This is a genomic window from Ralstonia sp. RRA, assembly GCF_037023145.1.
GTDB lineage: Bacteria > Pseudomonadota > Gammaproteobacteria > Burkholderiales > Burkholderiaceae > Ralstonia.
On sequence record NZ_CP146092.1, the window covers coordinates 559,367 to 581,938 of the forward strand.

A 22,572-nucleotide genomic window follows, 5' to 3' on the forward strand; every position below is an offset into this window, starting at 1 on the left:
GGCTTCCGTCAGCCGTCCGATGGCTTGCCCGTGAACACCGCCAACTGCGCCGCAAAAGCCCGCTGGTAACCAGGCCGCGCTTCACCACGGGCGACATAGGCCGCCAGCGTCGGAAACGCATCCAGCAGGCCCGACGGCCGCAGCCTGAGCAGCACCGACACCATCAGCAGATCGCCCGCGCTGAACGCACCATCGAGCCAATCTGCATCGCCCAGGCGGGCAGAAAGCTGGTCTAGCCGATGGCGGATGCGATCCATGATCAACGGCAGGCGCTCCTTGGTCCAGGGCTTGTCGCCCTCTTGAAACTTGGCGGTGGAGAGTTCGAGGATCGGCGGCTCCACGGTGTTCAGCGCCGCAAACATCCATGCGATTGCCCGTGCTCGCGCATTGCCATCGTCCGGTAAAAGACCCGCATGGCGCTCGGCAATATGGAGAATGATCGCGCCTGTCTCGAACAAGACGAGATCGCCTTCCTCATAGGTGGGAATCTGGCCGAAGGGCTGCAGGCCCAGATGTGCGGGCGCCTTCATCGCATGGAACGAGACGAGGCGAACTTCGTAGGGTTGGCCCACTTCTTCGAGCGCCCAGCGAACGCGCGTGTCACGCGCCAGTCCCTTGCCGCCATCGGGCGACCGTTCGAAGGCGGTGATGATGGGAGTCATTGATGTGCTCTCCTTGCCTTGTTTCACCTACGACGAAAGGGCTGTCAGTTCGATGCCTTTACGGTTTGAGCGCCTAGCGTCGTGTATGGCAGACAAACTGCACTAGCGCCTTAGGTTAGTCCAACCGGCAGCTCAACTGCCAACAAGCCTCAGCCCTCAAGTCGAGTTCGATGCCAGGTCCCCGATGGCGTTTCCGTTCGGTTAGATCAACGTCGAATCATCATCCGAATAATCACCGCCACCCAGGTCGCTATCGTCGACCAGCCCGAGGCTGTCGTCACGCGAGGCTGTGTTGCCATTGCTATTGCCGCTATCACCGTCGTAGTAGTTGTTGATCACCGTTTCCGTGGAGCCGCCCATCAACGGCTGCTGGCCAAAGAAGCCGCCACCGCCGCCGCTGTTGTGATGGAACAGGTTTTCGATGCCTTGGAACAGGAGCGCGCCGCCGGCCACGCCGGCTGCCGTGGTGGCCACGCTGCCCAGCGTGCTGCCCAGGCCGCCGCTGAAGAAGCCCGAGCGCACGGGTTGCGCCGGAGCCTGTTGTGCCGGCTGGGCCTGCGGCGGCATCTGCATGGGGGCCGCCTGTTGGGGTGCGAACCCCGGGTTGGGCGCCGCGCTGTTGGCGTGGCTGCCCCAGTTATTGGCCGAATCCATGAACGACGCGCTGCGGCCGGCTTGTGCCGCTTGCAACTGGTTCTGCAGGGTGACGATCTGCGTCTGGGCCGACGCCAGGGCCTGATCGAGCAGCATGGCGCGCTGCACGAGCAGGTACGCGGCATCCGGCTGGCGTGCAGCGGCGTCCAGAATGCGGGCTTCGGCCTGCGGGTCCTTGGCCCCGGCGCGTGCTTGCGTCAGTTGGGCCAGGAAGTTTTCCAGGGCTTGCAGTTCTTGCGGGGACATGGCGCGGTTTCCTATTGGGGTGGATGCGACGTGTCCAAGTTAGGGGCCAAGTCTTAAACCACAATTAAGGCCGGATGGATTCTTGTGTAACGGCCTGTAACCCTAGGCCGCTGGCCGGTACTGGCTCGGGTTGGCGCCCGACACCTTGCGCATCAGGCGCCGCAGGGCGGTGGCGTCTTCGTAGCCCACGGCTTCGGCCACGCGGTCGATGGTCATGCGGCTGGACTCGATCAGCATGCGGGCGCGGTTCAGGCGCACGCTCTGTATCAGGGCGAGGGTGCTTCTGCCGGTGGCTTCCTGCACGTGCCGCGACAGCGTGCGTTGCGACATGGCAAATTCGTCGGCTAGCGCCTGCACGCTGGGCGGGTTGGGCAGGGCGGTTTCAATGCGCGCCACCAGCCGGCCGACGAGTGCATTGCCGTTGGCCAGCATGGCAGGCACCACAAACGGCGCCTGCGCGTGGCGGCCATCGATCAGCAGTACGCGCCCCACGGCATCGGCCAGCGCCACGCCAAAGCGTGTGCGCAGCAGGTGCAGCATCAGATCAGTCTGCGCGAAGGCGGCGCCGGCGGTGCTGACGGGGCCATCGGCGCAGACCATGCGATCCGCATCGACCGTGCATGCGGGTTCCAACTGCTGCAGCGTGGCGGCCAGCCACCATGAGGTCGTCACACGGCGCTCTGGCAGCAGCCCGGCTGCCTGCAGCAGAAACACCGCAGAACACGATGCCGCCACGTGGCCGCCTGCTGCGGCATGTGTGGCCAGGGTGCGTGCTGCCCGCAGGGCATCGTCACGCGCCAGGCGTGCGGCCAGGGCACCGGCATCGTCAATGCCGAGCCCAGGCACGACCCACGTGCTGCTATCAGGCCGGGGCCGCTTGGGCAAGGTTGCTGCATCGATCTGCATGCCGCTGCTCAGCCGCACATTGGGAGCGTCTGCCGACAGCACGCGCCACGTTGGGCGTGCCGCCTTCACGCGCGGCGCAAGCGTCGACGCCGCGTGCAGAACGTCCAGCGTGGCTGCCACGCTGGTGGCATACGCGCCGGAGAGGACGAGGATGGTGAAATCCGTCATGACCGAATTTGCCTGAAAGATGTCGAAATCGACACTGCCAGTCTAGCGGCCATCGGCGTTCAATGCTGGCATTCCCACAACACGCACGGTTGTCTGCATGCCAAACATCCTCGTCAAGATTCCTGCCGATACCTTTGATGGCGCCGCACGCGCCGCGCTTGCCCGCCGCATGACCGAAGCTGCGGCACTGGCGGAGCAGATTCCCGAAGACCCGCGCAAGCGCCTGACCACCTGGGTGGTCGTGGAAGAGGTGGCGGCTGGCGCGTGGTGGTGTGGTGGTGCGGATCTATCAGCGCAGATCGTGCCGTGCCTGGCCTTCGTCTGCGTACCAGCCGGGGTACTGGATGCTGCCGCCCGCGCGCTGTTTGTGCAGCAGATGCATGACGCCTTTGCGCAGACACTGCCGGCTGCCGATGGCCGGCGCACCGTCACCTCGGTGGTGCTGCACGACGTGGCAGACGGCACCTGGGGCGTGAACGGCGCGTTGTGGATGCTGCCCGATTTCGCCAGGGCATCCGGCTATGCGCATCTGCAGCACCTTGCTACCCACGCCTGACTACGGAGCCCGCACATGACAAGCCACCACCTGCAGGAAGACGATCGTCTGGAAGACTTTGCATGTCGCCAGATCACGCTGGATGGCATCACCAAAACCGTGTACGTGGCCGGCACGGGCCCTGCCGTGATCATCATGGCCGAGATGCCCGGCATCAGCCCGCACGTGGCGCGGTTTGCGCGTTGGGTGCGGGATGTGGGGCTGACGGTCTACATGCCGTCGCTGTTCGGGCGCGATGGTGCGGTGCCCGAGGCGGAGGCCGGGGCGGAAGTTTTTCGGCACGCGTGCGTGAGTGCGGAGTTCCGCGCGTTTGCGGCCAACCAGTCGAGCCCGGTCACGCTGTGGCTGCGCGCGCTGGCGCGGTTGGCGCATGCAGAGTGCGGTGGCCCCGGCGTGGGTGCTATCGGCATGTGCTTTACCGGCAATTTTGCGCTGACGATGATGCTGGAGCCCGCCATGCTGGCGCCAGTGCTGTGCCAGCCGTCATTGCCGTTGAACGCGCCGGGCGGGATCGAGATTGCACCGGAGGATGTCGCTGCCGTGCGCCAGCGGCTGGAGCGTGAAGACCTGACCGTGCTGGCCTACCGGTTTGAGGGCGACCGCTTCTGCCGTGCGCAGCGGTTTGCGGCATATGCGCAGGCGTTGGGTGATCGTTTCGTGGCGCGCGTGCTGCCCGACAGCGCTGCGCACTCGAGCCCGCCACCGTTCTTTGCGCAGCATGTGCCGTGTCCGCACAGCGTGGTCACCGCCCACCTGATCGACGCCGCCGGAGAACCTACGGTAGCCGCCCGCGACGAGATTCTGGCGTTCTTCCGGAAGCGCCTTACCTGAGTCGTCCACCGTGCCCAGGAGTGCGCCCAGCGCCGCCCCTTTGGTGTAAACCCAGGGGCGTCGTTCTGCCAATTTACTTTACAACTAAACTATTCATGACTAATGTAATACCGCATCGAACGCGGAGCCGTTGTCATGAAGATCGTCTGTATTGGTGGTGGGCCGGCTGGCCTGTACTTTGCCCTGCTGATGAAGCTGCAGGACCCGTCACACGACATCACCGTTGTGGAGCGCAACCGGCCGTATGACACCTTCGGCTGGGGTGTGGTCTTCTCAGACCAGACGCTGGGCAACCTCCAGCGGGCCGACGCCAAGAGCGCCGCGCAGATCCTCGATGCCTTCAACCATTGGGATGACATTGAAGTCCACATCCGCGGCCAGGTGGTGCGCTCGGGTGGCCATGGCTTCTGCGGCATCGGGCGCAAGCGCTTGCTGAACATCCTGCAGGCGCGTTGTGAAGAAGAGGGTGTCAAGCTCGTCTTTGAAACCGATGTGCAAGATGACACGGCCTATGCCGACGCTGATCTCATCATCGCCAGCGACGGCCTGAACAGCCGCATCCGTACCAAGTACGCCGCCACGTATCAACCCGATATCGACACGCGCCGCTGCCGCTTTGTCTGGCTCGGCACGCACAAGCTGTTCGAGGCCTTTACGTTTGCGTTTGAACAGACCGAGCACGGCTGGTTCCAGGCGCATGCGTACCGCTTTGATGACGAGACCTCCACCTTTATCGTGGAGGCGCCGGAAGAGGTGTGGCGCGCGGCGGGGCTGGAGACGATGGAGAAAGAAGACGCCATCGCCTACTGCGAGCGCCTGTTCGCCAAATACCTCGATGGCAACAAGCTGATCTCCAACGCCACGCACCTGCGCGGCTCGGCACAGTGGATTCGCTTTCCGCGCGTGGTGTGCCGGCACTGGGTGCACACCAACGAGAACAACACGCCGGTCGTGCTGATGGGCGATGCTGCGCATACGGCGCACTTCTCGATCGGCTCGGGCACCAAGCTGGCGCTGGAGGATTCGATTGAACTCGCGCGCAGCATTGGCCAGTACCCGGGCGACTTGAAGGGCGCGCTCGAACACTACGAAGCCGTGCGCAGCGTGGAAGTGCTGCGCATCCAGAACGCGGCGCGCAACTCGACCGAGTGGTTTGAAAACGTCGACCGCTACGCCAACCTGCCGACCGAGCAGTTTGCGTATTCGCTGCTCACGCGAAGCCAGCGCATCAGCCACGAAAACCTGCGCCAGCGCGACAAGCGCTACCTCGAACAGTTTGAAGACTGGATTGCCGAGCAGGCCGGCGCGCCACGTGCGCCCGAGCATGGCCCCGTGCCGCCGATGTTCACGCCCTTCACCGTGCGCGGCGTCACGCTCAAGAACCGCGTGGTGGTGTCGCCCATGGCGCAGTACTCGTGTGAAGACGGCCAGCCGGCGGACTACCACCTCGTGCACCTGGGCGCGCGCGCCATGGGCGGTGCAGGGTTGGTGATGGCTGAAATGACCTGCGTGTCGCCCGACGCGCGCATCACGCCGGGCTGCCCGGGTTTGTGGAACACCGACCAGCGCGACGGCTGGGCGCGCATTGTCCAGTTCGTGCATGGCAACAGCGATGCGAAGCTCGGCATCCAGCTCGGCCACGCAGGCGCCAAAGGCTCGACGCGCGTGGCGTGGGAGGGCATCGATCTGCCGCTGGACAAAGGGCAGAACTGGCCGCTCATCTCGGCATCGCCCCAGCAGTATCTGGATGGCGTGAGCCAGTGGTCGCACGCCATGACGCGAGACGACATGGACCGCGTGCGTGATGACTTCGTGCACTCGGCACGTCTAGCGGCGCAGGCCGGCTTCGATTGGCTGGAGCTGCACTGCGCGCACGGGTATCTGCTGTCGTCGTTCATCTCGCCGCTGACGAACCAGCGCAATGACGAATACGGCGGCTCGCTGGAAAACCGCCTGCGTTTTCCGCTGGAAGTCTTCCATGCGGTGCGCGAGGTGTGGCCGAGCACGAAGCCGATGTCGGTGCGTATTTCCGCGCACGACTGGGTGGAAGGCGGCATCACGCCGGACGATGCGGTGGAAATTGCGCGCATCTTTAAGGCCGCGGGCGCGGACATGATCGACTGCTCGTCGGGCCAGGTCAGCAAGAAAGAGCAGCCGGTGTTCGGCCGCATGTTTCAGACGCCGTTTGCCGACCGCGTGCGCAACGAGGCGGGCATCGCCACCATCGCCGTGGGCGCGATTTCCGAGGCGGACCACGTGAACAGCATCATCGCCGCCGGCCGTGCGGACCTGTGCGCCGTGGCGCGCCCGCACCTGGCCAACCCGGCCTGGACGCTGAACGAAGCCGCACGCATCGGCTACCTCGATATGCCGTGGCCCAAGCAGTACCGCGCGGGCAAGCTGCAACTCGAACGCAATCTCGAACGTGAACGTGCGATGGCGGCGCAGGCGGCGGGGCTCTCGCCGCTGGAGCAGGCCAACCGCATGCAAGGGGTTTGACGTGACGACATCCGCGATGCTGGCAGGACATCATGCCGTCGTCACCGGAGCCGGCCGGGGGATTGGCGCGGCCATCGCTACACAACTGGCCGCACAAGGCGCCACGCTCACGCTGATGGGCCGTAACGCAGCGGTGTTGGAGGCGACGGCCAAGACGCTGCCGGACAGCACTCGCGCGCAGGTCGTTACGTGCGACGTGACGGATGCGGTGAGTGTGTCCGCTGCGTTCGAGTCCGCACGCGCTGGCCTCGGCGCCATCTCCATCCTCGTCAACAACGCAGGGCAGGCCGAGAGCGCATCGTTTGCCAAGACCACGCTCGACCAATGGCAGCGCATGCTGGCCGTGAACCTGACAGGCACGTTCCTGTGTACACAGGCCGCGCTGGCCGATGTGCAGGCCTCGGGCCGCGGGCGCATCGTCAACATCGCCAGCACAGCGGGGCAGCGTGGATATGCGTATGTGTCGGCGTATGTGGCCGCCAAGCATGGCGTGATTGGCCTCACGCGCTCGTTGGCGCTGGAGCTGGCGGCGCGTGGTGTCACCGTCAATGCAGTGTGCCCTGGCTACACGGAGACCGACATCGTGCGCGAGAGCATCGACCGCATCGTCGCCCGCACCGGTCGCAGCGCAGAAGAAGCCCGCGCTGAACTGACCAAGGGCAACCCGCAAGGCCGGCTGGTGACGCCCGATGAAGTGGCCAACGCCGTGGTTTGGCTGTGCTCCGAAGGCGCATCGTCGATCACGGGGCAGGCCATCTCGGTCTCCGGCGGGGAGGTGATGTGAGTACCGGAAGCAACCGCCGCAAGACCGCGCTCGCCACCCGCGCCTCCGGTTATCACAAGGTGGTGCAGGCCCTGGGCGATGAACGCATCGGCCTGGAAGCCCGCGCGCAGGTGGACGACCACATGGACGTGAAGATCTGGCTGCGCCTCTTGGCCTGCAGCACGCAGATCGAGCAGCAGATCCGCCAGCGCCTGCGCACGCGCTTCAACACCACGCTGCCGCGCTTCGACTATCTGGCGCAGCTTGACCGCTATCCGGACGGCATGCGCATGAACGTGCTGTCGCGCTACCTGATGGTGACGGGCGGCAACGTCACCGGCTTGACCGACCAGTTGGAGAAGGAGGGGCTGGTCAAGCGCGAGCCTGATCCAGACGACCGCCGGTCCTTCCGCGTGTCGCTCACCGACGCCGGCCGCCGGAACTTTGCCGAGATGGCCGCTGAACATGAACGCTGGCTGATCGAGATGTTCGACGGCCTGGGGCTCGCCAACAAGGACGCGCTGTACGCACAACTCGGTAGGCTGCGCATGCACCTGGCCGCGCGCGAGGCAGAACTGGACGCCCGCGACGATCAACCTCAAACGAACTCGACCAAACCATGACCGACCGTATCGACCCGGCTCTCTTGGCCGGCAACCGTCGCCCGCTCGCGGGCTATCAGGCCAAGCACTTTCTGTGGAGCGTGCAAGGCGGTGTCGCCACCATCACGCTCAACCGCCCCGAGCGCAAGAACCCGCTCACGTTCGATTCGTATGCTGAGCTGCGCGACCTGTTCCACCAGCTCAAGTGGGCGGACGACGTGAAGGCCGTCGTGCTGGTGGGCGCGGGCGACAACTTCTGCTCCGGCGGCGATGTGCACGAGATCATCGGCCCGCTGGTGCAACTGAAGGCGCCCGAACTGCTGATGTTCACGCGCATGACCGGCGAGCTGGTGAAGACGATGCGCGCATGCCCGCAACCGATTGTCGCGGCCATTGATGGCGTGTGCGCTGGCGCGGGCGCCATCCTGGCGATGGCATCGGACCTGCGCCTTGGCACCGCACGCAGCAAGACGGCGTTCCTCTTCAACCGCGTCGGCCTGGCGGGTTGCGACATGGGCGCGTGCGCCATCCTGCCGCGCATCATCGGCCAGGGCCGAGCCAGCGAGCTGCTGTACACCGGCCGTTCGATGAGCGGTGAAGAGGGCGAGCGCTGGGGCTTCTTCAATCGTCTGTGCGACCCCGCTGAGGTGCTGACCCAAGCGCAAGCGCTGGCTACTGACCTGGCCGCCGGCCCCACCTTCGCCAACGGCATCACGAAGACGATGCTGCACCAGGAATGGACTATGACGATCGAGCAGGCGATCGAGGCCGAGGCCCAAGCGCAGGCCATCTGCATGCTGACCGAAGACTTCTCGCGGGCGTACCACGCGTTCGTCGCCAAGCAAAAACCGGTATTCGAGGGCAACTGACATGAGCGACAAGGACTATCTGCAGTGGCCGTTCTTTGACGACAAGCACCGCCAGCTTGAAGCCGAGCTGGATGCGTGGGCCGCGAAGCACATCCCGCACGGCCACGGCCCCGATGTGGATGCCGAATGCCGTGCGCTGGTGAAATCGCTGGGGCAGGCCGGCTGGCTGCGCCATGCGGTCGGTGGCACGGCCAACGGTGGTGCGGGCGAGACCATCGACACGCGCGCCATCTGCCTGATCCGCGAAACGCTGGCGCGCCATTCGGGCCTCGCCGACTTTGCCTTTGCGATGCAGGGGCTCGGCTCGGGCGCGATTTCGCTGCACGGCACGCCGGAACAGCGCGAGCGCTATCTGACGAAGGTGGCGCGTGGGGAGGCCATCTCCGCCTTCGCGCTGTCCGAACCCGAAGCCGGCTCCGACGTGGCCGCCATGGCCTGCGCTGCGCGTGAGGATGGCACCGACTACGTGCTCGACGGCGAGAAGACGTGGATCTCCAACGGCGGTATTGCGGACTTCTATGTCGTGTTCGCCCGCACGGGTGAGGCACCGGGTTCGCGCGGCATCAGCGCGTTCATCGTCGAAGCCGGCACGCCGGGCTTTGAGATTGCCGAGCGCATCAACGTGATTGCGCCGCACCCGCTCGCGCGCCTGCGCTTTACCAATTGCCGCATCCCGGCCAGCCAGCGCGTGGGCGCGGCGGGCGAGGGCTTCAAGGTGGCGATGCGCACGCTGGATGTGTTCCGCACGTCCGTCGCTGCGGCTGCGCTGGGCTTTGCGCGCCGTGCGCTGGACGAAGCCCTGACGCGCGCCACCACGCGCAAGATGTTCAGCGGCGTGCTGGCCGACTTCCAGCTCACCCAGGCCAAGCTCGCGCAGATGGCCACCGCCATCGACAGCGCTGCGCTGCTGACCTATCGCGCCGCCTGGCAGCGTGATCAGGGCCGCAACGTCACGCGCGAAGCGGCTATGGCCAAGTTGACCGCTACCGAGAACGCACAGCAGGTGATCGACGCCGCCGTGCAGATGTGGGGTGGCCTGGGCGTGGTAAGCGAGCAGCCGGTCGAACGCTTGTATCGCGAGATCCGCTCGCTGCGCATCTATGAAGGTGCGACCGAAGTGCAGCAACTCATCATCGCGCGCGAACTCCTGCGCACCACCAAGCCCGCAGCGCACTGATACGTTCCAGAGACGGAGAGCTCGCCATGCCCAGCGCCCATATCGACACCTTCGCCCGCGACCGCCTGCCGCCGGTGGAGCTGCAACCGGTGTATCGCTTCGATCTGCCATCGCTGCAGTTTCCGGCCCAGTTGAACTGCGCAACCGAACTGCTCGACCGCCGCGTGGCAGCAGGCGAGGGCGACCGCCTCTGCATCCAGGCGCCCGGCGGCATCCGCTGGACCTATGCGGACTTGCAAGAGCACGCCAACCGCATCGCCAATGTGCTGGTGAACGAGATGGGTATCGTGCCTGGCAACCGCGTGTTGCTGCGCTCGCCCAATAGCCCGATGCTGGCGGCGTGCTGGTTTGCGGTGATGAAGGTGGGCGCGATTGCGGTGGCGACCATGCCGCTGCTGCGCGCCAAGGAGCTGGGGCAGATCATCGCCAAGGGTGAGATCGGCTATGCACTGTGTGATGCGCGGCTGTTCGATGAACTGCGGGATGCTGTCGCGCAGGCGGCCAAGCCCGTGCAGGTGCTGTGCTTCCACGATGACACGCCGGAAGGATTGGAAGCGGCCATGGCGCGCCAGCCAGCCACCTTCACCAATGTCGATACGGCCGCCGATGACACCTGCCTGCTCGCCTTCACGTCCGGTACGACCGGTGTGCCCAAGGCGACCATGCATTTCCACCGCGACATCATGGCCATCTGCGCCTGCTGGCCGCCGCATGTGCTCAAACCGCGTGCTGACGACATCTTCATCGGCAGCCCGCCCATGGCGTTCACGTTCGGGCTGGGCGGCCTGCTGCTGTTTCCGATGAGCGTGGGGGCGTCGACGGTGCTGCTGGAGAAAGGGTCGCCGAACGATCTTGTGGAGGGCATTCGCACGTTTGGTGCCACCGTGCTGTTCACCGCGCCCACCACGTACCGCAATATCGCTGCCCGAGGTGACGAGTTGCGCGCCACGCCGCTGCGCCGCTGTGTCTCTGCGGGCGAAGCACTGCCCGTGGCCACGCGCACGCTGTGGAAGAACGCCACCGGCATCGAATTGATCGACGGCATTGGCGCCACGGAGATGCTGCACATCTTCATCTCCGCCGCCGATGCCGATGTGCGCCCCGGGGCGACCGGCAAGGCCGTCCCCGGCTACGTTGCGCGTGTGGTGGATGACGCAGGCAACACCGTGCCGACGGGCACGGTCGGCCGCCTCGCTGTGCAAGGCCCAACCGGCTGCCGCTACCTGGCCGACGACCGCCAGCGCGCCTACGTGCGCGACGGCTGGAACCTCACGGGTGATGCCTACGTGATGGACGAGGAAGGCTACTTCCACTATCACTCGCGCACCGACGACATGATCATCTCGTCGGGCTACAACATCGCCTCGCCCGAGGTGGAAGACGCGCTGATGCAGCATCCGGCCGTGGCCGAGTGCGGCGTGATCGGCGTGCCGGACGAGGAGCGCGGTCAGATCGTCAAGGCCTTCGTGGTACTGCACCCCGGCCACGAGCCAGGGCCGGAGATGGTCAAGACGCTGCAGGATTTTGTGAAGCAGACGGTGGCGCCGTACAAGTACCCGCGTGCCATCGAATTCCGCGCTGCACTGCCGCGCAGTGAAGTCGGCAAGCTGCTGCGTTACCGCCTGCGCGAGAACAACAAGCCATGAGCTACCACTTTGAGCGCGTCGCGCGCATCCGCTTCGGCCACTGTGACCCGGCCGGTATCGTCTACTTTCCGCAGTACCTCGTACTGTTCAACGGACTGGTCGAAGACTGGTTTACCGATGGCCTCGGCGTTTCGTATGCCAACATGCTGGGCCCGCGCCGTATCGGCCTGCCCATCGTCAAGCTGCATTGCGAGTTCAGCGCCATCAGCCGCATGGGCGACGACGTGCAGTTCAAGCTGAAGCTGGACCGGTTGGGTGGCAAATCGCTGTCGCTGTCGCTCGACTGCTGGGCCGGTGATGAGCAGCGTGTGCGCTCACAGCAGGTGCTGGTGTTTACCGATCTCAATACGCATCGCGCGATTGCGGTGCCGCAGGATGTGCGGCAGGCGATCGAGGCGAGCATCCAACAACAGAACTAGAAGGAATCGCATCATGGAAGTACTCCTCCCCCCCGGCTGGCCGCGCCCGAAAGGTTATGCCAACGGCGTGTCCGCAAGCGGGCGCATGGTCTTCGTAGCCGGTATGATCGGCTGGGATGCGCAAGGCGTGTTCCATACGGATGACCTTGCCGGCCAGGTACGCCAGGCGCTGCAGAACATCGTCGAGGTGCTTGCTGCGGGCAACGCCAAGCCCGAGCACATCGTGCGCATGACCTGGTACGTGACGGACAAGAAAGCCTACGTGGCCGCGTACCCGGAAATCGGCCAGGCGTTCCGCGAGCTGATCGGGAGCTTCAGCATTGCCATGACGGCGGTGGAGGTGTCGGCGCTGGTGGAGGACCGGGCGAAAGTGGAGATTGAAGTCACGGCGGTGGTGCCGGACTGAAGAAAAAACGGCGTAACGGCGTACAAAAAAGTCTGTACCTGTGCAAAAAAGTCTGTACCAATACAAAAAAGTTTGTACCTGCACAAAAAAGTCTGTACCAAGCAGGCGGTTGGGGGCAAAGCGGTTGGTGCTGAAGCGACGGGCTGGTTCGTTGAGCCAACGATATATCTGGATGTGCGGAACGATATGCGCCTAGCACGGGAAGAAATCTTTGGACCCGTGCTATGCGTCATCCGGTTTGAAGACGAAAGCGAGGCGATCCGGATTGCCAACGATTCGGACTACGGGCTATCTGCGGGCATCTGGAGCCGGGATATTAGTCGCGTGCACCGTGTTGCGGCCGCGCTCGAGGCTGGTCGCATCGTTGTCAATGAATACAGTGGTGGGTTCGTCCAAACATCTTGTGGCGGATTCAAAGACAGTGGCTACGGGCGCGAACAGGGGTCGAGGCGCTTGCGCACTACACTGAACTCAAGAGTGTGATCATTCGCTTGTGCCTTTGAATTGGGATTAGGTGTAGACGAAGGAGATGAACTAATCGTCTGCACCGAAGAGATCAGTTACGGCCTGTTGTGGCCATGCGCAGCAGCAGAAATACGGTCGGGCAGTTCGAGGGCCCGGCTCGTTCAAATGGAATCAGGGCATCTCGAATACTTCGTCCGCATCGTGGATGCCGGCAGCATCACGAAGGCGACAAGTGTCTATGTAAATCCCCCCTCGATGAGAGCCACTTGCCCTGATACCAGTTGGTCAACTGCTGCAAGTCTGCGCCTGTACAATTGTTCAAACCGACCGCCAGCGGGAGCGACGATGCGCGAAGTTTCGACAGACCAGACCCAAGAAATAGATTCCGCTGAGATCAAGGGCGCAATGTTTGAGGGGGCTCTCCGGATTCTTGCCGCGCGCATTGGTGTAACAGAGGTCAACATTGCTGGTACGCCGATCTCTCGCTTCAAGGAGAGCTACACCGCCGTCCTGAACCGTGTCAGAGCAGGCTCCATTGAAGTGGTGACACAGAGGCGAGAGCCTTTTGTCATTCTCGGGGCGAATCAAGTCCTGGCGCTTGTCGAGAGCCTAAACAGAAGGCGAACAGCGAGCGAATTACTTGAAGGATTACCCTCCCTTCCAGCGTCGTCGGATCCTCCGCCAAGACACAGGTCCATTGGCGGCAAATCTCACCATCGGGTACCGCGATCCAGTGATGAACGCGATTAGTCTTGTTGACTGTTTGGAATGTCGGAAGTCGCGGACGACCTCAGGTTGACTTCTTGGTTCGCGGCTTACTGGCTCGCTGACGCGGCGTCGCAGTTCGCGTCAGCATGACCGGGTTGATGGTGGAAACTGGCGCAATGGTCTCGAACCACTGCTCACACCCAAGGGTGCGGTCGACTTCGCCAAGCTGAAGAAGCTGCTGGCTGAGGTGACGTTGAATATGGGCGCGCTGATGGTGGTGCAAGGGAATGCCCCGAGCCTAAGCCTTGCTCATGCACGAGCAATTCGACTAGGTTGGCTAGCCTATCGCGGTTCAATTCGGCGGCGCGGAGGACTGCTCCTGTCGCGTAGTCAGTGTTGAGGACGTCGCGTCCGCGTCCCGCGGACTATTTTCTCCGCAGTCCAATCGATTGGCGCTGCGCCGAACGCGCGGCAACGTTGAAGCGGATAGCGGTGTGCGGACTTCAGGCAGGTGCGCTTGCGGGAGGAACACCTGGAGCGCTCGCAAGCGTTCGCATACACGGAGCACAGCCAGCAGCGCTGCAACGGTCCCCGCGCCCTCAGCTTCTAAGCGCCGATAGGTCCTAGTACTTAGCCCCGCGCGCTCAGCCATCTCGGTTTGGGACATACCTCGCCGAATGCGTTCGGCTCGAAGACGGGCCCCTACCTCTTTCGCCACTTGGCTGGCTGAAAGTGATTCAAAACTCACTATTTCATCGATTTTCACAGCCTAGCCTGTGGATAAGTGACGTCACATTGTAATAAGTGTCCAGATCATGCTGATTGTTTGTGAATTATTGAAAACATGACGCGAAGCCCATAAATTGGCTTCACCGTCACTTTAGGGATGCACATGGTTGCCAGCGCCGCAGGGGAAGTTCGGCCGTACCGGGTACTTTCGCTAGATGGGGGAGGTGTGCGCGGACTCTACTCAGCGCTGCTGCTCCAGGGACTTGCAAAGCGGTTCGCGGCAAATCAGCGGCTGCCGGACGCCGAGTCGTTTGATCTTGGTGCACAGTTTGATTTAATTGTCGGCACCAGCACCGGAGCAATTCTGGCAACCGCATTGGCAGCCGGCGTTCCTTTGAAGCGCGTTATTGAGCTGTATCGCCAAAAGGCCAAAGACATCTTCACCAACCCCGCCGGCTCTGGAGGGAGAGCGGCCTGGTGGGCGATGAAGAATGCTGGCCATGCTGCAAACAGCCCTAAGCCATTGGAGACGGCTCTCCACGATGTTCTGCAAGATGAAACTGTCGGCGAGATGTATGCGCGCCGCGGCATTGGACTCTGCGTTCCGGCGGTCAACGTCGAGACCAGCAAGTCGTGGGTCTTCAAGACACCCCATGACAAGGATGGCAACCGACTGAATAGAGACAACAACTATCGCCTCGTTGATGTCTGCTTAGCTTCCACTGCCGCGCCTATGGTCTTGCCGATTCACGGCGTCGCGTCTCCGGGCGACAAGGATGGCGCCTTCAACTGGTTCGCAGACGGTGGCCTGTGGGCGAACAACCCCTCCCTTGTCGCCCTTACTGAAGCGCTATCAATGTCCGATGGAGAGCAACCTATCGAACTGATGTCCGTCAGCACTTGCCCGCCGTTCCAGGGCTGCACCATCACACCACAACAGGCAGACCGAGGCGCACTGGGATGGAAGATTGGCGTGGGCATCGTCGAGGTTGCTTTGGACGCGCAGTCATACGCATATGACTACGTAACGAAGACTGTCGCGCAGTTCACTGGCCGAAAAGTTGGCTACGTGCGGCTGAAGGACCCTGACGTGCCTATCAATGATGTGGCGCATCTGTCTTTGGACAACCCGTCTAAGAAGTGCCTGGATTTGCTGTCGCGACTCGCCAACCAGGCCATTGATTTGAATGTTTCCTTGGCGACGGCGGGGTCACCTCCTCCGCAGCCTCTCATCGCGCAGTTCTTCCAAAACATCCAGGCGTTTCCTGCTCAACAACCTGAAGGAGCCGTGAATGGCTAACGTGCACAAGCATCTGCTCAACTACTTCCTCGAAAGGGTTGCCCTCAAGGAGGACCAAAAGGACCTGATGCGCAAGCGTCGCACGTCCAACGAAACGCGTTTGAAAGATGGATTGAAAGCCCAAAAGAAGCCGTCGCCATTGCGCTTCGTGAAGCAGGGCTCTTACGCTATGCACACGATGGTCCAGGCCAACGCTGCTACGTCGGACATTGACGACGGCGTCGTCTTCGCAAAGGGCGACTTGGTAGGTGAGCGCGGTGGCGAGTTCAACCCGCTCCAGGCCAAGAATATGGTGTGCGACGCGCTGAACGAAAAGAAGGATTTCAAAACGCCGCCCGAGGTCAGGACCAACTGCGTGCGTGTCTACTATGCCGATGGCTTCACCATCGACATGCCCGTCTACCGCGAAGTGGAACTCAACGGTAAGACCGTCTACGAGCTGGCAGCGGCGGAATGGAAAGAATCGGACCCTGAAGCGGTAACTGAGTGGTTTGTGGGCGCGACAAAGAAGAGCCCCGACGAAACCAACGGCCGGCAGCTTCGTCGCATGGTTCGCTTGCTCAAGGCCTGGAGCAAGAGTCGTATTTCCTGGACGCTCCCGAGCGGTTTCGTTCTTTCTATTCTCACCAACGAGAAGTATCCGCAGGGTGGATGGAAGGACCGTGATGACCTGGCACTCTACAACCTTGTGTGCGACATCCATGCTCGCCTTCAGTGGAATCTCACGGTGACTCGCCCCGTGAAGCCCTACGACTCGGTGACGAAGACGAACGACGACGCCGACATGCGGAATCTGCGGGACAAACTTGCGGATGCCAAGACGACGTTGGCGCCGCTCGGCGATTCAAACGCTACTGAGCTGGAAGCGCTGCAAGCGCTGAAAAGCTTCTTCAACACGGACTACTTCGACGAGGCCATCGAAGATCTGAAGAACACTGAGAAGTCCCAGGCCGTTGGGGCAACGGGCTTTATTCGGAGTGGCTCGCAGGAGCCGCAGACGCAATTTTTCAAGGACGGGGGTGAAGGGCGGTATGCCTGACGCCCACTCGCCTGCCGCGCACGAACAGGCAGTCGCCTCACTGGCCGAGGCGATTGCCGTCGCATGGCCATCTGCGACCAAGGTCGATAGCGTGTGGCTACGCGAACGCTTTCCTCTCCGGAAGCTGGTGTCGGGTTGGATTTTGCCACCGGCGCTGACCGGTTTGCAGGAGGACTTGGTCGTAGGAGTTGACGCGCAGTATCCGCACAGTCTGCCGCGGTTCGGCCTGGTACGGAAGCCCGCATCCTGTGAGATGCCGCACGTTGAGTTCGACGGCATTTTTTGCCTAGTCGCCGGAATCAACTCACCGGCCGTTCCTTTGGCATTTGGGCATCTGGACCACATGCTCGACAAGGCCGTCAAGCTGTATGCCTCGGGGTCATCTGGTGAGAATCGCGACGACTTCCTTGACGAATTTGTCACGTACTGGACGCTAGGCTCTGAGAAATTCTATGAGGTTGAGGCCTGGCTGAAGAGTACGAACGAGACCGCACCCATTTGGTTTCAGAAGTCCCGGCGTACATTGTTTGTAGCGAACTCGAAAGACGATGTGGAGTTCCTTTTGAGGCAGCGCAGTATTGCTGTGGACAAGGAAAAGCTTACCAAGGGCCTCCTGGTGCATCTCGATGGCCCCCTGTACCCGACGGGCTATCCGAAGAACTCTCGTGAACTGCTGGACCTCCTGCGTCGCGTTGCGCCTGAGCAGTTGGACTTCGTTCACAAAGCACTTGGGCGTAGCTGGCAATTGCTTGCGGTACTCGCGTTCGAATGGAAGGGCGAAACGATGATGGGGGCGTGTCTCGTCGAACTCAACCGTTCGTTCCCTCATCCGCGAGGGCATGGCCAGCAACTTGTTTCAGGCATGAGGAAAAGGCGCTTCTCTTCCACGCTCCTCTACCGCCGTATTTCGGATGCATCCTTTCCTGTTCATCGTGCAGGCGTGACGCGCATTGATTCAGATTTTCTGCTTTCACGCACAACCGGTGCGCGCCCGCGAGAACTGGACAATGCAACTGTGGCTGTCTTCGGCTGCGGGGCGCTTGGAGCGTCCATCGCGATGCAGTTGGCACAGGCGGGCGTTCGCAGGCTAGTTTTGGCCGACGGCGAATTTCTAACGATGCAGAACATCGGCCGGCACGTGCTTGGGACCAAGTATGTCGGTATGAACAAGGCAGCAGCGGTCAAAGATGAGTTGCTTTCTCGGTTCGTCGACCTTGATGTAGAGGCGCTGCAGGCGAATTGGGATAAAGCGGAGCTGGGCGACACGTTTTGGAGTCGAGTGGACATCATCGTGTCGGCTACCGGTGACTGGCTTACCGACGTGAAGCTCAACGGCATGATTGCGGCAGACCGAGCTCCGCCTACGGTATTCACGTGGGTGGAACGTTTTGCCCTTGCCGGACATTCCATTTATGTCGTGTCAGGCAGCGGTTGCCTGCGCTGCGTGACCAATGCCACAGGCGACTATGCCGGCCAAGTATCGAAACTTGGTGGCGCCCTTCCTAGGGAGCCAGGTTGTGGTGCGTTCTATCAGCCATACTCAGCTTGCGACGCGTCGGTGACCGTCGCCATGGCAACACGGCTCACGCTGGAAGCCTTGGGTGGTATGCACGATAGGAGCGTGCGCAAGACCTGGGTTGGCGCGAAGACCGGGTTCGTCTCTACAGGTGCTGGCATCATGCCGGAATGGCACGAGTTGCTTAGCGAACAGGACGGCTTCGAGCGGACGTACACCGCTTCGCTACAGGTCGAAGACGTCTGCGTGGATTGCCAATGAAAGATGTCGTATTCCAGTCGCGGTTTGGCGAGGTAACCTTCAGTGCAGACTGCCTGGCGGTTTTTGCATCATTCCAGCAGAAGAAAGTGTTCAGTGCAGAGGCGGGTGGTCAACTTTTCGGAACCTTTACCGATGGCCAATCTGTCAGGGTTAGCGTGGCTACCGGCCCCAGCCGTGGCTCGCTCCGCTCCCGTTTCTCGTTTCGCCCGAATCGATCGGCCGAAAAGCGCGAGATTGAGTCCTTTCACCAGAGAGGTCTTCACTATCTTGGGGATTGGCATTCGCATCCCGAGTCTCGTCCTTCACCTTCGCGCTGCGACGAGAACAAGATGATGCAGATTTACGGCGCTTCCCGTCATGACCTCAACTGCGTGCTGATGGTCATCGTTGGCACGTCTACGTTTCCCGATGCGCTATGGGTTGGTACCGTTACTGATTCTGCAGTTGAGCCAGCTGTTAGCATCGGTCGGCCTTTGTGTTGATTTGCACGGAATCCTGACCCACCCGAGGTAGGTTTTTGCATCGAATGTTGACCCACGTATAGAACACTGTCCCGCTCGGCAACGAGCGGGAGATCGGAGTGATCGACGTGGCCATACTGAGCATCATTCGACGCTGGCATCTTCGCGACCAGATCCCGCTGCGCGAGATCGCCAGACGCCTGGGCATCTCCAGGAACACGGTCAGGCGCTATCTGCGCGCTGACACCACGGCACCGGCCTATCCTGCACGGCAGAGTCCGAGCAAGCTCGACGGCCATGCCGCCAAGCTCTCCGCTTGGCTCAAGACCGAGGCCAACAAGCCACGCAAGCAACGGCGCACACTCAAGCAGATCCACACTGATCTGTGTGCCTTGGGCTTCACCGGCTCCTACGATCGCGTTGCCGCATTCGCTCGCCGCTGGCGCCAGGAGCAACAGGAGCAAGCCCGCACGTCGGGGCGAGGCACCTTTATCCCACTGCGCTTCGCAGAGGGTGAGGCCTTCCAGTTCGACTGGAGCGAGGACTGGGCGGTCATCGCCGGCGAGCGCACCAAGCTGCAAGTGGCTCAGTTCAAGCTCAGCCACAGCCGCGCATTCTTCCTGCGCGCGTATCTGCTGCAGACCCACGAGATGCTGTTCGATGCCCATCACCACGCCTTTGTGGCCTGGGGCGGTATCCCGCGTCGCGGCATCTACGACAACATGAAGACCGCCGTGGATCGCGTGCGCCTGGGCAAGTTGCGTGACGTCAACTTGCGCTTCAGCACCATGGTCAGCCACTACCTGTTCGACGCCGAGTTCTGTAACCCGGCCTCGGGCTGGGAGAAGGGGCAGATAGAGAAGAACGTGCAGGACAGCCGTCACCGCATCTGGCAACGCATCCCTGCATTCGGCTCTCTGGCGGCACTTAATGACTGGCTGGCCGACCAGTGCGTACGGCTGTGGCAGCAGACCCGCCATCCTGAGCTGGACATGACCCTCTGGGAGGCCTGGTCGCTGGAGCGGCCACACCTGATGCCCGTGGGGCAGCCGTTCGATGGCTTTGTGGAGCACACCAAGCGCGTCTCACCAACCTGCCTGGTGACCTTCGAGCGCAACCGCTACAGCGTACCGGCGTCGTTTGCCAACCGGCCCATCAGTCTGCGCGTCTATGCCAATCGGCTCGTGTTCGTGGCCGAAGGCCAGGTGATTGCCGAGCACGTGCGGCACATCGACCGTAGCCATCTTCCGGGGCGCACAATCTATGACTGGCACCACTACCTCGCGGTGCTGCAGCGTAAGCCCGGTGCGCTGCGTAACGGCGCACCGTTCGCCGAACTGCCAGAGGGCTTCCGACGCCTGCAATCCACACTGCTCAAACGCCCTGGTGGCGATCGCGAGATGGTCGAGATCCTGGCGCTGGTGCTGTTGCACGACGAACAGGCCGTGCTCACTGCGGTGGAGCTCGCACTGGAGGCGGGTGCCCCGTCCAAGCAAACCATCCTGAACATCCTCAGCCGCCTCCTGGAAGGCGAGCCCGTGGCACCGATCACCTCACCACAGGCACTGGCGCTGCACGTCGAACCGCAGGCCAACGTCGGCCGCTACGACAGCTTGCGAGATCGGGAGGTGCATCATGCAGCATGAAGTCATGTTGGAGATGCTCAAGTCGTTGAAGCTGCACGGCATGGCACAAGCGCTGGGCGACCTGGCGGCGCAGGACTCGCCGGCCTACCAGTCGGCCGTGGCCATCCTGTCGCGTCTGCTCAAGGCCGAGCTCACCGAGCGCGAGGTGCGCTCGCTGGCCTATCAGATGAAGGTGGCGCGCTTCCCAGCCTACCGAGACCTGACCGGCTTCGACTTCAGTTGCAGCGAGGCCAACGAAGCACTGGTGCGGCAGCTTCACCGCTGCGAGTTCCTCGAGTCGGCGCACAACATCGTGCTGGTCGGCGGCCCAGGTACGGGCAAGACCCATCTCGGCACCGCCATCGGCGTGCAGGCCGTGGAGCACCATCACCGTCGAGTGCGCTTCTTCTCGACCGTGGAGCTCGTCAACGCGTTGGAACTGGAGAAGGTCTCAGGCAAGCCGGGACACCTGGCCACGCGACTCATGTATGCCGACCTGGTGATCCTCGATGAGCTGGGCTATCTGCCGTTCAGCCAGACCGGCGGCGCATTGCTGTTCCACCTGATCAGCAAGCTCTACGAGCGCACCAGCCTCGTCATCACCACCAACCTGAGCTTCGGCGAATGGTCCAGCGTCTTCGGGGACGCCAAGATGACCACCGCGCTATTGGATCGCCTCACGCACCACTGCCACATTGTTGAAACCGGCAACGATAGCTATCGTTTCAAGCACAGCACCACCCAGCCCAAGAAGGAGAAACGCACCGCCAAACAACCCGCACAAAGCGACACCTAACAGCCTTTGGGGTGGTGACGTGACCGATATTCCGGTCCAGTTCTTGTGAGAGGGTTGAAGTTTATTGGATGGTGCCTGGTTGCTGTGCGGTCATCGGTGTTGGCCAGTGGGCGGCAGGTGCCGGCGGACGGTATCCAAGCGACGAATGCGGTCGCCGCGTGTTGTAGTGCCGGCGCCATTGTTCAATGACGACCTGCGCTTCTTTGAGGCTGTAGAACAGTTCGCCGTTGAGCAGCTCATCGCGCAGCTTGCCGTTGAAGGACTCGCAGTAGCCGTTCTCCCACGGGCTGCCGGGTGCGATGAACAGCGTCTTCGCACCCAAACGTCCCAGCCAGTCACGCACGATGTTCGCTGTCATCTCCGCACCGTTGTCCGAGCGCACATGCGCGGGGATGCCATGTACCAGCATGGCGTCGGCCAGCGTCTCGATGACGTCCATACTGTTTAAGCGTCGCCCTACCTTGATGGCTAGACACTGGCGCGAGAACTCGTCGACGAGCGTCATCAGTCGCAGGCTGCGGCCGTCTTCGGTCGTGTGGTGCACGAAGTCGTAGCTCCAGACGTGATGTGGATACTCCGGGCGTAGCCGCACACAGGAGCCATCGTTGAACCATAGACGGCCCCTCGGGCGCTGCTTCTTCGGTACCTTGAGCCCCTCGCGACGCCAGATGCGCTGCACGCGGTCGCGGCCAACCTGCCAACCGCTGGCCTGCAACAGCGCCGTGATGCGTCGGTAGCCATAGCGACCGTACTCGGCCGCCAGCGCAACGATGGCCTGCGTGAGTGCGTCCTCGTCAGCGCGCACCGTCGCCACATAGCGCTGTACGGCCCGGGACTGGCCCACGACGCGGCAGGCTTTGCGCTCCGAGACCTCGAACCGTTCCTGCAGCATGCACACGGCGCGTCGGCGTCGCTCGGGGCTCACCAGTTTCCCGAAGCGACCTCCTTGAGCATCGCCTTCTCCAGCGACAGGTCGGCAACCAGCCTGCGCAGCCGGGCGTTCTCGCGCTCAAGCTCCTTGAAGCGTTTGGCTTGGTCGTGCTGCAGGCCGCCGTACTCCTTGCGCCAACGGTAATAGCTCTGCTCGGAAATGCTGGCCTCCTTGCAGGCCAGTTGAGCGGTCTTGCCACTGCCCATCGCTACTTCGATGAGGCGCAGCTTCGCGATGATTTGTTCGGGGGTAAAGCTCTTGCGAGGCATCTTGGGTTGCTCCTTGCCAGGGTTGAATTCTCTCTTTCAACCTGGACTCGAAACAACCGGTCACGTCA

20 protein-coding genes and 1 pseudogene are annotated in these 22,572 nt (G+C 62.5%); 17 read left to right on the forward strand and 4 right to left on the reverse strand.

All coding sequences use genetic code 11. The features are described from left to right. Positions 1-8: 8 nt before the first annotated feature. The 3 genes from V6657_RS20620 to V6657_RS20630 form a co-directional block, all read right to left on the reverse strand. Entirely contained in the window at positions 9-662 is a 654-nt protein-coding gene (locus V6657_RS20620; RefSeq protein ID WP_048934717.1) for a glutathione S-transferase family protein, read from the reverse strand. A gap of 201 nt (positions 663-863) precedes the next feature. After that, a complete protein-coding gene (locus V6657_RS20625; protein ID WP_048934716.1) occupies positions 864-1,562 on the reverse strand; it encodes a DUF2076 family protein in 699 nt (232 codons plus the stop codon). 102 nt (positions 1,563-1,664) lie between these two features. After that, positions 1,665-2,636, reverse strand: a complete 972-nt coding sequence (locus V6657_RS20630) for a helix-turn-helix domain-containing protein (protein ID WP_048934715.1) — start codon at positions 2,634-2,636, stop codon at positions 1,665-1,667. Between the two features lie 97 nt (positions 2,637-2,733). On the opposite strand from V6657_RS20630, the gene V6657_RS20635 reads away from it, so the two are divergent. The 17 genes and pseudogenes from V6657_RS20635 (at position 2,734) to istB (ending at position 21,304) form a co-directional block, all read left to right on the forward strand. Continuing rightward, positions 2,734-3,192 carry a tautomerase family protein gene (locus V6657_RS20635; protein WP_048934714.1) on the forward strand — a complete coding sequence of 153 codons (459 nt, stop codon included), beginning with the start codon at positions 2,734-2,736 and terminating at the stop codon, positions 3,190-3,192. Between the two features lie 15 nt (positions 3,193-3,207). Then, on the forward strand, positions 3,208-4,023 hold the full coding sequence (locus V6657_RS20640) for a dienelactone hydrolase family protein (RefSeq protein ID WP_048934713.1): 816 nt from the start codon (positions 3,208-3,210) through the stop codon (positions 4,021-4,023). Between the two features lie 135 nt (positions 4,024-4,158). Beyond that, the gene (locus V6657_RS20645) at positions 4,159-6,522 is read left to right on the forward strand and encodes a bifunctional salicylyl-CoA 5-hydroxylase/oxidoreductase (protein ID WP_048934712.1); all 2,364 of its coding nucleotides are present in this window, start codon (positions 4,159-4,161) and stop codon (positions 6,520-6,522) included. A 16-nt stretch (positions 6,523-6,538) separates the two neighbouring features. Continuing rightward, a complete protein-coding gene (locus V6657_RS20650) occupies positions 6,539-7,306 on the forward strand; it encodes an SDR family NAD(P)-dependent oxidoreductase (RefSeq protein ID WP_048934931.1) in 768 nt (255 codons plus the stop codon). After that, entirely contained in the window at positions 7,303-7,908 is a 606-nt protein-coding gene (locus V6657_RS20655) for a MarR family transcriptional regulator (protein ID WP_048934711.1), read from the forward strand. The genes V6657_RS20650 and V6657_RS20655 overlap by 4 nt, the downstream gene beginning before the upstream one ends. Next, on the forward strand, positions 7,905-8,756 hold the full coding sequence (locus V6657_RS20660; protein ID WP_048934710.1) for an enoyl-CoA hydratase family protein: 852 nt from the start codon (positions 7,905-7,907) through the stop codon (positions 8,754-8,756). The genes V6657_RS20655 and V6657_RS20660 overlap by 4 nt, the downstream gene beginning before the upstream one ends. Before the next feature lies 1 nt (position 8,757). Then, a complete protein-coding gene (locus V6657_RS20665; RefSeq protein WP_048934709.1) occupies positions 8,758-9,933 on the forward strand; it encodes an acyl-CoA dehydrogenase family protein in 1,176 nt (391 codons plus the stop codon). Between the two features lie 26 nt (positions 9,934-9,959). Continuing rightward, positions 9,960-11,579: an AMP-binding protein gene (locus V6657_RS20670; protein ID WP_048934708.1), complete on the forward strand. Its 1,620-nt coding sequence runs from the start codon at positions 9,960-9,962 to the stop codon at positions 11,577-11,579. Then, positions 11,576-11,998 carry a thioesterase family protein gene (locus V6657_RS20675; protein ID WP_048934707.1) on the forward strand — a complete coding sequence of 141 codons (423 nt, stop codon included), beginning with the start codon at positions 11,576-11,578 and terminating at the stop codon, positions 11,996-11,998. Before V6657_RS20670 ends, V6657_RS20675 begins: the two co-directional genes overlap by 4 nt. Positions 11,999-12,011: 13 nt before the next feature. Beyond that, positions 12,012-12,404 (forward strand): RidA family protein, encoded by a 393-nt coding sequence (locus V6657_RS20680; RefSeq protein WP_048934706.1) that lies wholly within the window; start codon positions 12,012-12,014, stop codon positions 12,402-12,404. 141 nt (positions 12,405-12,545) lie between these two features. Continuing rightward, positions 12,546-12,907 (forward strand): annotated as a pseudogene (locus V6657_RS20685) (aldehyde dehydrogenase family protein); the annotation flags it as partial. A 1,625-nt stretch (positions 12,908-14,532) separates the two neighbouring features. Then, on the forward strand, positions 14,533-15,606 hold the full coding sequence (locus V6657_RS20690; RefSeq protein ID WP_160315301.1) for a patatin-like phospholipase family protein: 1,074 nt from the start codon (positions 14,533-14,535) through the stop codon (positions 15,604-15,606). After that, the gene (locus V6657_RS20695) at positions 15,599-16,645 is read left to right on the forward strand and encodes a cyclic GMP-AMP synthase DncV-like nucleotidyltransferase (protein WP_048934703.1); all 1,047 of its coding nucleotides are present in this window, start codon (positions 15,599-15,601) and stop codon (positions 16,643-16,645) included. Before V6657_RS20690 ends, V6657_RS20695 begins: the two co-directional genes overlap by 8 nt. Then, entirely contained in the window at positions 16,638-18,422 is a 1,785-nt protein-coding gene (locus tag V6657_RS20700) for a ThiF family adenylyltransferase (protein WP_137884777.1), read from the forward strand. Before V6657_RS20695 ends, V6657_RS20700 begins: the two co-directional genes overlap by 8 nt. Beyond that, positions 18,419-18,904 (forward strand): Mov34/MPN/PAD-1 family protein, encoded by a 486-nt coding sequence (locus V6657_RS20705; RefSeq protein ID WP_082170237.1) that lies wholly within the window; start codon positions 18,419-18,421, stop codon positions 18,902-18,904. Before V6657_RS20700 ends, V6657_RS20705 begins: the two co-directional genes overlap by 4 nt. 98 nt (positions 18,905-19,002) lie before the next feature. Then, positions 19,003-20,529: an IS21 family transposase gene (gene istA / locus V6657_RS20710; protein ID WP_012760797.1), complete on the forward strand. Its 1,527-nt coding sequence runs from the start codon at positions 19,003-19,005 to the stop codon at positions 20,527-20,529. Beyond that, positions 20,519-21,304: an IS21-like element helper ATPase IstB gene (gene istB, locus V6657_RS20715; protein ID WP_004630242.1), complete on the forward strand. Its 786-nt coding sequence runs from the start codon at positions 20,519-20,521 to the stop codon at positions 21,302-21,304. Before istA ends, istB begins: the two co-directional genes overlap by 11 nt. Positions 21,305-21,365: 61 nt before the next feature. On the opposite strand, the gene V6657_RS20720 is transcribed toward istB, so the two are convergent. Next, positions 21,366-22,504 (reverse strand): IS3 family transposase gene (locus V6657_RS20720; RefSeq protein WP_137884966.1). Its coding sequence is split into 2 segments (ribosomal slippage): positions 21,366-22,240 and positions 22,240-22,504, totalling 1,140 coding nucleotides; the frame shifts between segments, so codons are not numbered across the junction. Positions 22,505-22,572 lie beyond the last annotated feature (68 nt).